This is a genomic window from Paenibacillus sp. FSL H7-689, assembly GCF_000517905.1.
GTDB classification, from domain to species: Bacteria; Bacillota; Bacilli; order Paenibacillales; family Paenibacillaceae; genus Paenibacillus; species Paenibacillus amylolyticus.
Map to the genome: position 1 here is coordinate 182,138 of NZ_ASPU01000005.1, position 14,044 is coordinate 196,181.

Genomic DNA, 14,044 nt, shown 5'->3' on the forward strand with positions numbered 1-14,044 from the left:
GCCGGAGGAATGCTTATGATCAAGCTGTTGTACTACTTGAAGAAGTACCGAGTTGCCGCGATTGCAGCCCTGGTCATGATGTTAATTGAGCTTGCGGTGGAGCTGGCTCAGCCTTATCTGATCTCCAAGATCATTGATAACGGGATTCAGCAGGGAGACCTTTCTGTCGTCTGGTTGTGGGGCGGTGTGCTGGTTGGCAGTGCTGTTGTGGCTTTTGCTGCCGGAATTGCGAGTTCGTTCTTTGCATCCCATGCAAGTCTGGGGTTCGGATACGATCTGCGGGAGAAGTTGTATGAGAAAGTGCAAACGTTCTCTTATGCCGTCTTTAACCGGTTCGCGACATCGTCCCTGATTACCCGTTTAACGGGGGATGTGACCCAGGTTCAGGACACGGTCTTCATGAGTCTGCGATTCATGACACGTGTGCCCCTGGTGGTGATTGGTAGCATGATTATGGCAGTGATCGTGAACCCGAGGTTGGGTCTGCTACTGGTTGTCATGGTGCCTGTACTGCTTATTGTTGTGGTGTGGATGATCAAAAAGGCAGCGCTGCTGTTCCGCAATGTGCAGCGCAGACTGGATGCCGTCAATGGAGTCATCCAGGAGAATCTGACAGGCATTCGGCTGATCCGTGTTTTCGTACGGATGGGCCATGAGATCGAACGCTTTGCCGGATTCAGCGGCAAGCTGATGAAAGGCACAATCTCCGCGCTGCGCTTGACGGAGACCACGATGCCGTTCATGTTGCTGATGATGAACGTTTGTATCATCGCCGTGTTATGGTTTGGACGAGTCGACATTGCCTCCGGTAATGCAACCGTGGGTGAAGTGGTCGCCGTCATTAACTACCTGCTTCGCACAATTGGTGCCATGTCTGCGTTGTCGTGGATTCTGGTAACCTTCTCGAGAGCAAGCGCTTCGGCGCAACGGCTGAATGAAGTGTTTAATACGGAGGACACGTCGGAGACTGAACAGACGATATCAACGTCTGCACCATCTGCTGGATCTATGAAATCTTCGCATTTTCCGCAATCTGTATACCCGGCGAAGAAACAGCGCGCTGTGCAGGGAGCGGTTGAATTCCGCAGTGTAGGCTTCAGTTATCCGAATAGTGAAATTACAGTACTGGATAACATCACATTTACGGCAAAAGCGGGGGAGCGTATTGCCATTATGGGAGCAACAGGCTCAGGCAAATCTTCGCTGGTACAGCTTATTCCGCGTTTATACACAGAGGATCAAGGAAAGGTACGGATTGATGGTGCCGATGCTTCAGAGCTGGATCTGTCCATGCTGCGTGGTGCGATTGGTTATGTGCCTCAGGAGGTTGTCCTGTTTACCGGTTCCATACGGGAGAATATTGCCTGGGGTCAGGAAGATGCTACCTTGGATGAGATCGTGGAAGCCGCGAAGCGCGCGCAGATCCATGAAACAATTGAGAATTTACCAAACGGTTATGATACATTGCTGGGTCAACGGGGAGTGAATCTCTCCGGTGGACAGAAGCAGCGACTTTCCATTGCACGAGCACTGGTACGTAGACCAAGAATTTTGATTCTGGACGATAGCACAAGTGCGCTGGATGTGGCTACAGAAGGCAGACTGCTCGATGCGCTGGAGGAATTGTCGTGTACCACGTTTATCATCACCCAGAAGATCAGTTCAACCACTTCGGCGGACCTGATTCTGCTGCTTGATGATGGACAACTCATTGGACAGGGAAAACATGAAGACCTGATGGAATCGTCAGAGCTGTATCGTCGAATTCATGAATCACAATACGGGGAGGGTGCACAGCATGTTCAAAGCATTCATTGAGCCTTTCCGTCAGCCGCCACCGCCGATTGATCCGGAGACATTACGATCAGGCGGTGGTCGCAAACCCAAGGCACGGGCGAAGAACTGGTCAGGTACGCTAGGTCGTATCTGGACCTATCTTGCACGGCGCAAGGTTAAGCTGTCCATGGTACTGTTGATGGTGTTTGCCAGTTCCGCACTCGCTTTGCTTGGCCCTTACATGGTAGGGGTGGCCGTGGATGATTTCATCGCGGGGGAAGCCGGGGCAAGCTGGACTCGGTTTCTGATTGGATTAACCGCAGTGTATGTCTTGTTCTCTCTTACATCTTGGTTACAAAATATATGGATGATCGAAATTGCACAGGAAACCGTGTTCCGCATGCGGTATGATCTGTTCTCCCATCTGCACAAATTACCGATTCCATTCTTCGGTAAACGCCAGCAGGGGGAGATTATGAGCCGGGTGACCAATGATATCGAGAATGTCAGCGGTACATTGAACAGCTCGGCGATCCAGATTTTTTCGAGTGTATTAACACTGCTCGGAACGTTTGGGGTTATGCTCTGGCTCAGTCCGCTACTGACCCTGCTTACCTTTATCGTTGTGCCTCTGATGGCCATCGGCATGCGTTGGATTACGCGCAGAACGGGACCGCTCTTCAAGGAGCGGCAGCGCAATCTCGGTGAACTTAACGGTTACATCGAAGAGACATTATCCGGGCAGCGGATCATTAAGGCATTCTCCCAAGAGGAGCGGGTGATTCGCGGTTTTGAGGAACGAAATACCCGCATCCGGATTTCCGGTTTCTGGGCGCAGACGATCTCTGGTTTTATCCCGAAACTGATGAATGGATTGAACAACCTGAGCTTTGCGATTGTTGCGGGCATCGGTGGTATTCTGGCGATTCAGGGTTCGGTTACGGTCGGGGTGATTATAATCTTTGTGGAATATGCTCGCCAATTCACTCGTCCGCTGAATGATCTGGCAAACCAGTGGAATACGTTATTGTCCGCAATTGCGGGGGCTGAGCGCGTATTTGAGGTGCTGGACGAAGATGAGGAAGCGAAGGATGAAGGGGCAGCGATATCTCTGGACAAGGTAGAGGGAGCCGTTCGCTTTGAGAAAGTATCCTTTGGATACGATGAAGGGCGTAACATTTTGCATGACATCAGCTTTGAAGCCAAACCGGGGGAGATGATTGCTCTTGTCGGTCCGACCGGAGCGGGGAAAACGACACTTATCCAGTTGTTATCCCGTTTCTATGATCCGACGGGTGGCACATTAACCGTAGATGGACGCGATATGACCACCATTCGGCGTGAGAATCTGCGGTCACATATGGCATTTGTGCTTCAGGATTCATTTCTTTTTCAGGGCACGATTCGGGAAAATATTCGTTTTGGCCGTCTGGACGCGACGGATGAAGAAGTGGAAGCAGCCTCCCGGCTGGCAAATGCCCATTCCTTCATCGTGCGTATGAAGGACGGGTACGACAAAGTGCTCCAGGCTGATGGGAGCGGCATTAGTCAGGGGCAGAAGCAATTACTCGCCATTGCCCGGGCAATCTTGGCAGATCCATCCATACTTGTACTGGACGAAGCGACGAGCAGTATTGATACTGTTACGGAGATTAAAATCCAGGAAGGGTTGCAACGCCTGATGCAAGGCCGTACCAGCTTTGTCATTGCCCACAGGCTGAACACGATCCGTCAGGCAGACCGAATTCTGGTGCTGAAGGATGGGCAGCTACTGGAGCAAGGCTCGCATGATGCATTGCTGGAACAAGGCGGTTTCTACAGCGAGCTGTATTACAGTCAGCTGCGTAAAAAGGCGCAATAGTCATTTTGGATAATATGGGACATGTATTAGAGAACTTGTAGGTATGTAAAAAGAGCAGGGATGAGGGCACGATGCTCCTCAATTCTGCTCTTTTTGCATATTCCCTTGAAGGAAAATGGAAAACGGAACTGTGATTGTATGTTAAAATAAGGATATATTGGAATAGGTCCGTTTTTGGACGGTTGCCAGCGGTTTTGAAGCATGAGAATGAATTTTTACACGTATGCCTGTAGTCAGTCATGTGATGCATTAAAAGAGAGGAGGGCAATGCGGAATGGAATTTAAATTTGGGAATGCTGCTCTTCTTTTTCCCCCTTTACACATTACGATTATCGCAATCATTATTATTTTCATTCTAGTAAGGTGGAGCAAGCAATTAGAAACAAGACGTTTTACGGTTTTCTTTTACTTTTTGATTAGTACGTTCATTACTCCAATTTATTCTCAAAGTACAACAAATGGTGTCTTTGAACTATGGATCCCGGCAGGGTTTATTTTGGTTTTCTTTTATTTGATTCGTAGCGAAAGATATCATCCATCTAAAATGAAAGCGAGTATCTTAGGATTTTCAATAGCATTATATCAGTTAATCCTTCAATATATCGGATAACGGGACGTGACAGGACGGCATAATTCAACAAGAACAAGTAAGCAATAGGTTGAAAACAAAAGAGCAGATCCTGATCACAGGACCTGCTCTTTCTCATTTAACTTCCGATAACTTTCCAGTTATTAGCCTGCTCCACCGTTAACGGCTGGTGTCTGCGGATGTAATCTTCCACCAGTGCGGCCATGTCCGTGGCACCTTCGTGCAGTACCTTTTTGCCCGGATACATTGCATAATCCCCGCCGCCAGCAGCGCGGTAGCTGTTCATCACCACAGAGTACATGCCATTCATGTCCATTGGCTGGCCTTCATGTTCCAACTTCACAACTCGACTGCCAACAGGTTGGGAGATATCTAGCTCGTATTCCATGCCAGCCCACATATCGTAATTATAATGTTGAGGTTTGGGTTCCATATAAGCCGGATTAACTGCCACCTCACCAGAAGCATTCACTTCAAAGTAACGTGCCGTTTGTTCCAGTGCCTCCCGGATATCCTGACCACTCAACTCCAGCACCGTCAGAGTATTAGGATAGATGAAGTTGGATAACACGTCCCGAACGGTGATGTGACTCCCGAAACCGCGAGCTTCTTCACTCAGCATGGCGGTATTGGAGAGCTGCGCTCCAGTCGCTTCCATCTGCACTTGATGTACAAAAGCAATGAATGGATGTGCCTTGAGTCGCAGAGCCGTAGCATTGGTGATGGATAAATCCCCAGCCACCTCGCCAATGGGTTGATCAAGCCATGCTTGTGCCTCAGTTTCCAGCTCTTCCGTCAGTTTCATGACGGTTGCATCAGGTTCAACCTCATGATGTTCATCCAGAAGTAACAACCGAGCCTGCTTATCTGTAATCTGCCATTTCCCACCTGATGATTGTTCCAACTGAATGGATACATGCCCCGCACCATTTCCACTGAAGCCCGGCTGAATGACGGTAACACCATGAATATTAGCGGTAAGCTGACGATGCTGGTGTCCGGTAAGCAACACATCGATACCTTCGATGTCCCGGCAGATGGCATAGCCTTGATTTTCTCCAGTTAACCGTTCTGCGGGCTCGCCTGTCTCCAGATCACTCTCAAATCCGCCGTGATAACTGACAACCATTACATCTGGTTGTTCATGCTGATGGATGTAGCTAACCCATTCACGAATCGTCTCCAAGGCATCAAGGAACTGTAAACCCTCAATATTTTTCGGGTGCTCCCAGTTCGGTATGTAGTGCGTAGTTGCGCCCAACAGGGCAATTTTGACACCCGTAGACAAGGTTTTGATTAGATACGGTGGACCGAAGGCAGGTACGTCTGGTTGCTCATCCTTTACAATATTGGTAGACAGCCAAGGGAAATTGGAAGCTTCAACTGCTCCGTGTAATAATGCCTGACCATAGTTAAACTCGTGATTGCCCATCACCGCAGCATCATAACCCAGTTCATTCAGTACCGTTATGAATGGATGAACTTCGTTTTTGGAAACCTGTGAAGCTGCATAGGAGGCCAAGGGTGATCCTTGCAGCAGATCCCCGTTATCCACCAGCATCAATTCAGGTGCACGTTCACGTTCCTTACGAATCAGGGAAGCCAGCAGGGCAAGCCCAGCCGGGCGGTAGGCATTGGTATTGTAATGAATGGGACGGATCGCCCCGTGCAGATCACTGGTATACAGAATATCGAAGCTTGCCGTATGGTTTGTGGATGTCATTTTACAATCTCCTCTAATATATAAGTTCAGATATATGGAATTACTATAAAACGGAGAAGAATGAATAACCTGAAGAACCGAAGTATACGCCGTTATCTCCGATGTTCTTCTTATATCTTCAACCATAATGAGCCTATTCTAACAGATACAAGTCGCGCTGACAGCCTGACAGGAAACTTTACAAAACTCCAAATTTCGTTTCACATCGCGCTAATATTTGGCAACTATAGTAGATAAGTACTGAAAAATAGAAACTCTTTGGAGGGTGTTCGTTTGAAGAAGTCTGCTTTATTTTTACCATTGTTGATTTTGGTTCTGTTTCTGAGTGCTTGTGGGTCTAGTAGTAGTACAACAGGTTCGGCTAACGGGGATAATGCGAGTTCTAATGCATCCGGTACGTCTACGGCAGAGACAGAGAAAGTTGTCGAAGGTTATGTGCCAACTGAATTGACGGTTCAATTTGTTCCTTCCCAGAACGCAGATACGCTTGAAGCCAAAGCGAAACCGCTGGAGAAGTTGCTTGGTGACAAACTGGGCATTCCGGTAAAAGTTAGCGTATCCACCGACTACAACACAATTATTGAAGCAATGGCTTCCAACAAAGTAGACGTAGGTTTCTTGCCTCCGACAGCTTATGTACTGGCTAAAGAAAAAGGCGCTGCGCAGGTTATTTTGCAAGCACAACGTTTCGGTGTAAATGATGAGACAGGTGCTCCAACCGAAGAGTTGGCGGATTCCTATAAATCCATGTTCATTGTGAAAAAAGATTCGCCGATTCAATCCATCGAGGACCTTAAAGGTAAAAAAGTCGCTTACCAAAACGTAACGTCTTCCGCAGGTTATGTATGGCCAGCAGGTCTGTTGCTGGACAGAGGCATTGATCCATTAAAAGATGTAACACCTGTAACGTTGAAAGGTCATGACCAAGGTGTTATCGCTGTATTAAACGGTGACGTTGATGCAGCAGCTATTTTCCAAGATGCCCGCAACACGGTAGCTAAAGACTATCCGACTGTATTTGAAGATACACGAGTACTGGCGTTCACTGAGCCTATTCCTAACGATACCATTGCCGTTCGTACAGACATGAATGCAGATTGGACTGCGAAGATCAAACAAGCCTTCATCGATATCGGTAAAGATACTGAAGGTCACCAGATCATCAAAGAAATCTATACGCATGAAGGTTATGTAGAGTCCGATGATAGCAAGTTTGAGATCGTTCGTCAGTATGGCGAAAAAGTGAAAGGTGAATAATTCTGATCCAAAAGTAATTCGGGATTTGTTCACTTTGTAGTAGCTTTCTTGGATGGGAACAGCTTAATCGTAGCAATGGACAGGCCAGTTCAGCGTGATCTACGCTGCGCTGGCTTGTGCCATTATAGCAAGGACTCATGTATGGTTGATCATTATGAATGAAAGAAGGATATTGTCATGATTGAGCTTCATAACGTTACCAAAACTTACGCTAACGGCACCAAGGGCCTGGATAATATTAATCTGAAATTTGAGCAGGGTGAATTCATTGCTGTTGTGGGTCTGTCCGGTGCGGGTAAATCAACGCTCTTACGCTCCATTAACCGACTGCACGACATTAGTGAGGGCGAGATTCTGATTAACGGAAGTTCCATCACGAAGGCACAAGGCAAACGGCTACGCATGATCAGACGTGACATCGGCATGATTTTCCAGAGTTTCAATCTGGTAAAACGGTCCAGTGTACTACGTAACGTACTCGCTGGACGCGTTGGATATCATTCCACCATGCGTACCATTATGGGTCGTTTTCCAAAAGAGGATATTGAACTGGCATTCACTGCGCTGGATCGTGTGAATATCTCGGAGAAAGCTTATTCCCGTGCAGATCAGTTGTCTGGTGGACAACAACAGCGTGTGGCTATTGCCCGTGTACTGGCACAGGAAGCAAAAATCATTCTGGCCGACGAACCGGTTGCTTCACTTGACCCGCTTACAACAAAACAGGTCATGGATGACCTGAAACGCATCAATCAAGACCTTGGGATTACGACCATCGTCAACCTTCACTTTATTGATCTGGCGAGAGAGTATGCGACCCGTATTGTCGGATTGCGAGCAGGCGAGGTGGTCTTCGACGGCCCGGTAGAAGAGGCAACGGATGAGCGCTTTGCAGAAATTTACGGCAGACCAATTCTGGCTGACGAATTGTTGGACAAGCAGGCTGTGCATGAGCAGGGAGAAGTTGTGGTATGAAGGGGCAGTCCAACGTTCCACTTCAGAATTCAGGCGGGATGGGCAAGGAACCTGGTTCCAGCCCTGCACAGGTTGTGAATCGTCCCAAGCCGCCTGGGCGTACGAAACATCTACTCACCCTGATCATCATTCTGCTTCTTCTGTGGGCAAGTGCGAAGCAGACGGACGCCACCTTCACAGAGTTGATTGAGGGTTTCCCCAACATGCTGGACTTGTTGAAAGAAATGTTTCCTCCTCGGTGGAGTTATTTTGACAATATCGTGCAAGGCATGTTGGAGACGATCCGAATGGCTCTGATTGGGACAACCATTGGTGCCATTATCGCCATTCCAATCTCGATCATCTGTGCCGGTAACCTGATGCCAAGTCGCTGGATCTATTATCCGGCGCGCTTTCTGCTGAACCTGATTCGGACAGTGCCGGATCTGTTACTTGCTGCATTGTTTGTCGCTGTGTTTGGTCTGGGGCCCATCCCCGGAATCTTGGCACTGGCTGTATTCTCGGTGGGTCTCATTGCGAAGCTGACCTATGAGACGCTGGAAACCATTGATCAAGGACCGCTGGAAGCGATGACGGCTGTTGGTATGAACCGGATTCAGCTCATTGTGTATGGCGTGGTGCCGCAACTGGCTGCCCAGTTCACATCCTATGTACTGTATGCCTTCGAAATTAATATACGTGCTGCTGCCATTCTGGGATTGGTGGGAGCCGGAGGGATCGGGCTTTACTATGAGGCCACACTTGGTTTCCTGGAGTATGACAAGACCAGCGTAATCATTCTGTTTACCCTCGTCATCGTTCTGGTCATTGATTATGTAAGTACTAAGCTGCGGGAGAAATTGCTATGATGAAAAATGAAACAAGCCGCATCCGGCCTAAACCACGGAAGAACCCGCTACGCTGGGTCATTGTTTTACTGTTAATCCTTGTGTATGTCTGGGCGCTTGCCGGTGTACCGTTTACTGGTTTCAAGGAAACTGCCGCTCAGATTATGAAAGCCATTGTAGCCGGGATTTTCTCACCGGACTGGGAGTTTGTATATTTGCCTGAGGGAGAAGACCTGCTGCGCGGACTGCTAGACACGTTGGCAATCTCCGTACTAGGTACTGTAATCTCGGCCGTGCTCTGTATCCCGTTTGCATTCTGGTCTGCCCGCAATATGAGTGGACATCGTTCCATCTCGGGTGTAGGTAAAATGGTACTCAGCTTCATCCGTACGTTCCCCGAGATTATCATGGCTTTGATGTTCATCAAAGCAGTAGGTCCCGGATCGTTCGCAGGGGTACTCGCTCTTGGATTGCACTCCATCGGCATGTTAGGCAAATTGTATGCGGATGAAGTTGAAAATATCGACTATGGCCCATCTGAGGCGCTGCTTGCCTCTGGAGCCAATCGTATGCAGCAGTTGTGGTTCGCCATCCTGCCGCAGGTTATGCCTGGCTTCCTGAACTATACGCTGTATCGTTTTGAGATTAATGTACGTTCCGCGACCATACTTGGTGTAATTGGAGCAGGGGGTATCGGTACACCGCTGATCTTTGCGTTAAGTACTCGGAACTGGCCGCGAGTAGGTATAATCCTGCTGGGTATTATCGTGATGATCACGATTATTGACTTGATCTCGGGGTATATTCGTAAGAAGCTGGTGTAAGGGTTAATGTGGCGCTACGAATATACTAGATGATAAATTAAGATAAGTTGATAGAGGAAGAAGAGAGGGCTATTCGGTGCCAGAATATGGGCAGGGATAGTCTTTTTTTTGTGTCTGTAAATAAACATCGGTGCATTCTTGTTGCTCAGCTAACCGTTGAGGAATAAGAGGATTCCAAGAATATTTATAAGAATGATTGAATTATTTTCCAAATCCATGTAATATTAATAGGTTTCTATATAAAGGTAATTAAGGATATTAATTATTACTCCTGCTAGATACCAATACAAGAAGTGAGTTTTTTGAAAGGAAGGTGACCTATGGAAATATTTTATTTTATATGGATTGTATTTATGGTATTGATATTGCTGTACAGAATGATCTTTCAGAAGTTTAAAAAACATAACAAAGAAAATATGGGGCTCAGTGCAATCCTGATCATTTTCACGGGAAGCAGTTATACGTTTACACAGATGAACTTGATTTTTGTCATTAGTGTCATCGCCGTCGCGGCTTATTGTGCTGTATGGAACAGCATTCTATTTGTTAGAAATGGATATGAGCCTGAACGTTTGAAATGAATGATAAAAACCGAAACCATGTTGCCCTGTGAATCAGGCAATGTTGGTTTCGGTTTTTTAGTTGCTTGGTTAAACGTTAGGCTTCTTTACTGAGACTTAACTAGCCAAAGGCAATGCTTTAGTCACTTGAACCGTAATTGTCTCGGTGCTGGTTACGCCTGCAGCGTTGATCAGCTCAGCACGGTACGTGTACGTTCCGTTAGCGCGACCCGACAATTCAGTTGTAGCACTTTGGGAAGCTGGTGTTGCCGCGTTCAACGCTTGTGTATCAATTAATACATCATTCTCATAGAGACGGTATTCGGTTGCGTTTGTACCCCACCAGAGGTTCATGGATACGTTGTAATTTCCGTCACCATCCCAGTTGTTTTGGGATAACGTAGCTTTGCCTGGAGCAGCATTGGTTACTTGTACCGTCAGCACGTCACTGCGTGTTGTGCCTTTGTCATTGGTCAGCTCGGCTACGTAAGTATACGTGCCGTTGGCTTTACCTGTAATAGCTGTTTTGGAGGACTGAGCCGATGGTGAAGCCGCAGTCAACTTCTGTGTATCAATTAGAACGCCGTTCTCATACAGTTTGTATTCAGAACCATTTTCGCCCCACCAGAGGTTCATGCTTACGTTATACGAACCTTCGAACAGGCCAGTGGTATATCCATTATCAGAAGAAAGCACCGGTTTACCCGGTGCTCCTGCAGCTGGAGTGGAAGGCACTTCGCCGCCACCTTGCTCTTCAGCAGGTACAAAATCATTCAAGCTTCTAGGTTTCAATTGATATACATCTTTGAAAATAGCGGAAACGCCTGTGATATCGATTTTGTCACCAGCAGCATAAGGGAAGGCAGTCTCCGTCACACCTGTACGGGTGTCTACACGGATGTGTGTGCTCGTTCCATCTGCTGCTACCGCGTCGAATTCAAAAGATCCAACTGGTGTAGCACTGATGATATTCTCAATCGTTACATTTTTCAATTGAACCAGTTGACCTTGGTTCGCATCTGTAATTGCAGTAACCTCGATTGGAGCAGGTACGGAAGCCGTACCTGTTTTCTCAATCGCAACGATATCGGTAAGCTCGAACTCGCTGTTATAGATGGTTGTTGCTGCTGTTACTTTCACCTTGTCACCAGCATGGAAGCCGCTAGTGTGCTGGAATACGTAGATTCCAGCAGTTTCATCTTGAAGATAGAAGGCTTGTCCACCAAATGCACCCGGCTCTGTCGTCACAACACCTTCGATAGTTACGGTAGTGCCAGCAGCTTTGGTGCGTGCTTCAGCAACTGTGATAGCTGCTGGAATCGGTCCTTCTTCTTCCGGAAGCTGTTCTGCTGGCACATTGCCAACAGTCACGGCATTGGTGATCAGGTTGCTGCCATTCAGACGCAGACGCAAGCTCGCAGCGCCAGTTGTACCTGGTTTGATCCGGACGTTCAGATCTTTGATCCCGCGACCTTGGCTGTCCGAGGTTACACTGAATGTGGAGCTATACCCGTACGAAGTTGGCCAAGTACCACTTTCATTCTGGATCATGGCGACCTGTGTTCCGCCAGTCAGATAGATACCGGCACTATAACCGGATACGGTTGTGTTCGGAACCATGTTCTCCACAACTACACGAATCTGGAAGTCTTCTGCATTTGGAAGAGTATCCTGTTTCACGAAGCTGTATGCAGCGTTCGCACTGGATGCAGGGCCACCGTAAGAACCAGCCTTGAACGTGGAACGATCGTACCACTTATATCCGGCAGCAGGTGCGGACCAAGGTTCAGCCTGTGGTTCTGTGGAAGCAGCCGGCTCTTCGAATGGCAACAGCGCTGTAGCTGTGTCCAGTTCAAGTCCGTTCACTTCAGTCAGGCTTGTGTAGTTCTCTTGTGTAGCAAGCCAGTTTACGGTGTTCACGAGCAACACGGCATCATCGGCTTCTTTAAAACCGTCATAAGTTGTTTTGCGTGTGCCTGTCTCTTCACGCAAGTATTTTGGTGATGCATCTTCTACTGGAGAGGAGTCACCGATGAAGGCAGCTTTACCTGCGCCCAGCTTGGATACAGCCACGTAAGGACCTTCTTCAATCCCGCCGCCGTTGTAGACACCTTGGTCTACCGCGTTATTCCATTTTGCGTTGGTTTTTGGCAGGTACACAATACCTTTTGCCTTTTCCGGATCGGTGATTGCAAGTGTTGAACCGGCGTGCATGGCTACAGCCGATACGCCTTCTGTGATGCCGAAGGCTTGATCTGCCGGTACAACGATATTGGCGTTGATATCGCCAAGTGCGTTATAGCGGAAACGTACGCCGAAGTTATCGGACAACCAGTCCGAGCCGGTTACATTTTGCATCGCTTCAGAATTACGCTCATCGGTGCTCATACCTTTGGCCGGATCTTCGAATGCTCCCCGACGATAGCCGTTGATGACTTCAGAGCCATCCCAGCGGTTTTTATTACGGTCTGCATTATAGTGATCTCCAACAAAGAAGATGCTGCCGCCCGTTTCAACATATTGTTTGAGTGCTGCTTGTTCGGATGTTTTGAAAGGAATTTGAGGCTCTGCAATAACGAATACGTTATACTCTTTCAGATCATCATAGGTAAATGGAGTTGTCTTGCGAAGTTCTTTGACATAGTAACCATCATTCGCGAGTGCATTCCCGAAGTCGGAGAAACCTCCATCAATGACCCAGTCTGCAGCTCCAGCCGTTTGGCCGTGAGAGTTGTCGAACAATACTTTTTTACCTGCATTTTGGTTCACAACCTTTGCCTGGATGAACGGTGCCGGGTCTGTCGGTCCTTCCGCATGAACCGATGCATCTCCGTTCCATAATCCGACCTGAAGCGGCAAAGCCATGGACAATGCCAGGAGTGATTTTAAAAATACTCCTCGCATACCTGTTAATTTACCCAACCAAATCCCTCCCAAATATTAGTTGATTCATGAGTTCGTCCATATTCTACCACATGAAAATCTCACATAGTCATAACAATTTGTAAAAATTAACTCGATATTTGTAAAATTGGGTCTTTTGACATATCCATAGGTATTTCGGTCCCGTCATAATCCATTCATTTCTGCGTGCATATTGATTTTACGCAAATAAAAAGCCATCTCTTATGAGATGACTTTGGCCCGAATTCGATTGACGGCATGGAAGACAGAGGATTTAATCATGCCTTCACTGCGATTCACCAGTTCCGCCGTTTCCTTAATGGAGTATCCATGGATGAGGCGAAGTTCTAATATTTTACGATGTTCGGTGTTGTTAATATGGGAAACAAGATCATGAACACCTTCGCTAATTTCAAGGTGGGAAGTATCGACGTGATGGGTAGGTACCTCCAGACGGCTGTCTCGTCTGAGTGTACGGGTCCGCCTGCGGAAGCTGTCCATCGCCAGGTTACGGGCAATGCGTTTGAGATAATAGAGAATGCGATCTTCAGGGATATCCACGGTAACGTTCATTAGTCGAATGAAACAATCCTGTGCCAGATCTTCTGCATCTTGCGGTTGTTTGACGATATGGGATAGATACCTTGTGATTTCTGATTTATAGTTGATATAAGCATCATTAATTTGTGTGCTGTTCATATGATGTGAATCCCCCTTGGATACAGATCAGGCTTGGGTCCGGTCTGGT

At 47.5% G+C, this 14,044-nt stretch carries 11 protein-coding genes; 8 read left to right on the forward strand and 3 right to left on the reverse strand.

Annotated features, from left to right (window positions below):
- The first annotated feature begins 15 nt into the window (after positions 1 to 15).
- The 3 genes from C170_RS03500 (at position 16) to C170_RS03510 (ending at position 4,247) form a co-directional block, all read left to right on the forward strand.
- The gene (locus C170_RS03500) at positions 16 to 1,818 is read left to right on the forward strand and encodes an ABC transporter ATP-binding protein (RefSeq protein ID WP_036606290.1); all 1,803 of its coding nucleotides are present in this window, start codon (positions 16 to 18) and stop codon (positions 1,816 to 1,818) included.
- Positions 1,799 to 3,637: an ABC transporter ATP-binding protein gene (locus C170_RS03505; RefSeq protein WP_036606294.1), complete on the forward strand. Its 1,839-nt coding sequence runs from the start codon at positions 1,799 to 1,801 to the stop codon at positions 3,635 to 3,637. The genes C170_RS03500 and C170_RS03505 overlap by 20 nt, the downstream gene beginning before the upstream one ends.
- Before the next feature lie 274 nt (positions 3,638 to 3,911).
- Complete coding sequence (locus tag C170_RS03510; protein WP_036606296.1) at positions 3,912 to 4,247, forward strand: hypothetical protein; 336 nt, start codon at positions 3,912 to 3,914, stop codon at positions 4,245 to 4,247.
- A gap of 97 nt (positions 4,248 to 4,344) precedes the next feature.
- Here the strand turns inward: C170_RS03510 and C170_RS03515 are convergent, their stop codons facing one another.
- Positions 4,345 to 5,949 (reverse strand): bifunctional metallophosphatase/5'-nucleotidase, encoded by a 1,605-nt coding sequence (locus C170_RS03515; protein ID WP_036606298.1) that lies wholly within the window; start codon positions 5,947 to 5,949, stop codon positions 4,345 to 4,347.
- 258 nt (positions 5,950 to 6,207) lie between these two features.
- Here C170_RS03515 and C170_RS03520 point away from each other — a divergent pair, with 258 nt between their 5' ends.
- From C170_RS03520 to C170_RS03540, 5 genes are all read left to right on the forward strand, one after another.
- Complete coding sequence (locus C170_RS03520; protein WP_370511446.1) at positions 6,208 to 7,206, forward strand: phosphate/phosphite/phosphonate ABC transporter substrate-binding protein; 999 nt, start codon at positions 6,208 to 6,210, stop codon at positions 7,204 to 7,206.
- A gap of 177 nt (positions 7,207 to 7,383) precedes the next feature.
- The gene (gene phnC, locus C170_RS03525) at positions 7,384 to 8,181 is read left to right on the forward strand and encodes a phosphonate ABC transporter ATP-binding protein (RefSeq protein WP_036606306.1); all 798 of its coding nucleotides are present in this window, start codon (positions 7,384 to 7,386) and stop codon (positions 8,179 to 8,181) included.
- Positions 8,182 to 8,219: 38 nt separating this feature from the next.
- Positions 8,220 to 9,029, forward strand: coding sequence for a phosphonate ABC transporter, permease protein PhnE (gene phnE / locus C170_RS03530; protein ID WP_036606534.1), 810 nt, complete (start codon positions 8,220 to 8,222; stop codon positions 9,027 to 9,029).
- Complete coding sequence (gene phnE / locus C170_RS03535; protein WP_155985019.1) at positions 9,026 to 9,832, forward strand: phosphonate ABC transporter, permease protein PhnE; 807 nt, start codon at positions 9,026 to 9,028, stop codon at positions 9,830 to 9,832. The genes phnE (C170_RS03530) and phnE (C170_RS03535) overlap by 4 nt, the downstream gene beginning before the upstream one ends.
- A gap of 320 nt (positions 9,833 to 10,152) precedes the next feature.
- Positions 10,153 to 10,413: a hypothetical protein gene (locus tag C170_RS03540; protein WP_036606308.1), complete on the forward strand. Its 261-nt coding sequence runs from the start codon at positions 10,153 to 10,155 to the stop codon at positions 10,411 to 10,413.
- Between the two features lie 96 nt (positions 10,414 to 10,509).
- Here the strand turns inward: C170_RS03540 and C170_RS03545 are convergent, their stop codons facing one another.
- Both C170_RS03545 and C170_RS03550 read right to left on the reverse strand, forming a co-directional pair.
- Complete coding sequence (locus C170_RS03545; protein ID WP_051446995.1) at positions 10,510 to 13,296, reverse strand: DUF5689 domain-containing protein; 2,787 nt, start codon at positions 13,294 to 13,296, stop codon at positions 10,510 to 10,512.
- A gap of 222 nt (positions 13,297 to 13,518) precedes the next feature.
- The gene (locus C170_RS03550; protein ID WP_036606312.1) at positions 13,519 to 13,995 is read right to left on the reverse strand and encodes an RNA polymerase sigma factor; all 477 of its coding nucleotides are present in this window, start codon (positions 13,993 to 13,995) and stop codon (positions 13,519 to 13,521) included.
- Positions 13,996 to 14,044 lie beyond the last annotated feature (49 nt).

Bases quoted from the DNA above. Each gene is read 5' to 3' on its own strand.
- phnE (WP_155985019.1), top strand. From the start codon at position 9,026: ATGATGAAAAATGAAACAAGCCGCATCCGGCCTAAACCACGGAAGAAC.
- C170_RS03515 (WP_036606298.1), bottom strand. From the start codon at position 5,949: ATGACATCCACAAACCATACGGCAAGCTTCGATATTCTGTATACCAGT.
- C170_RS03505 (WP_036606294.1), top strand. From the start codon at position 1,799: ATGTTCAAAGCATTCATTGAGCCTTTCCGTCAGCCGCCACCGCCGATT.
- C170_RS03510 (WP_036606296.1), top strand. From the start codon at position 3,912: ATGGAATTTAAATTTGGGAATGCTGCTCTTCTTTTTCCCCCTTTACAC.
- C170_RS03540 (WP_036606308.1), top strand. From the start codon at position 10,153: ATGGAAATATTTTATTTTATATGGATTGTATTTATGGTATTGATATTG.
- phnE (WP_036606534.1), top strand. From the start codon at position 8,220: ATGGGCAAGGAACCTGGTTCCAGCCCTGCACAGGTTGTGAATCGTCCC.
- C170_RS03545 (WP_051446995.1), bottom strand. From the start codon at position 13,296: ATGCGAGGAGTATTTTTAAAATCACTCCTGGCATTGTCCATGGCTTTG.
- phnC (WP_036606306.1), top strand. From the start codon at position 7,384: ATGATTGAGCTTCATAACGTTACCAAAACTTACGCTAACGGCACCAAG.
- C170_RS03550 (WP_036606312.1), bottom strand. From the start codon at position 13,995: ATGAACAGCACACAAATTAATGATGCTTATATCAACTATAAATCAGAA.
- C170_RS03500 (WP_036606290.1), top strand. From the start codon at position 16: ATGATCAAGCTGTTGTACTACTTGAAGAAGTACCGAGTTGCCGCGATT.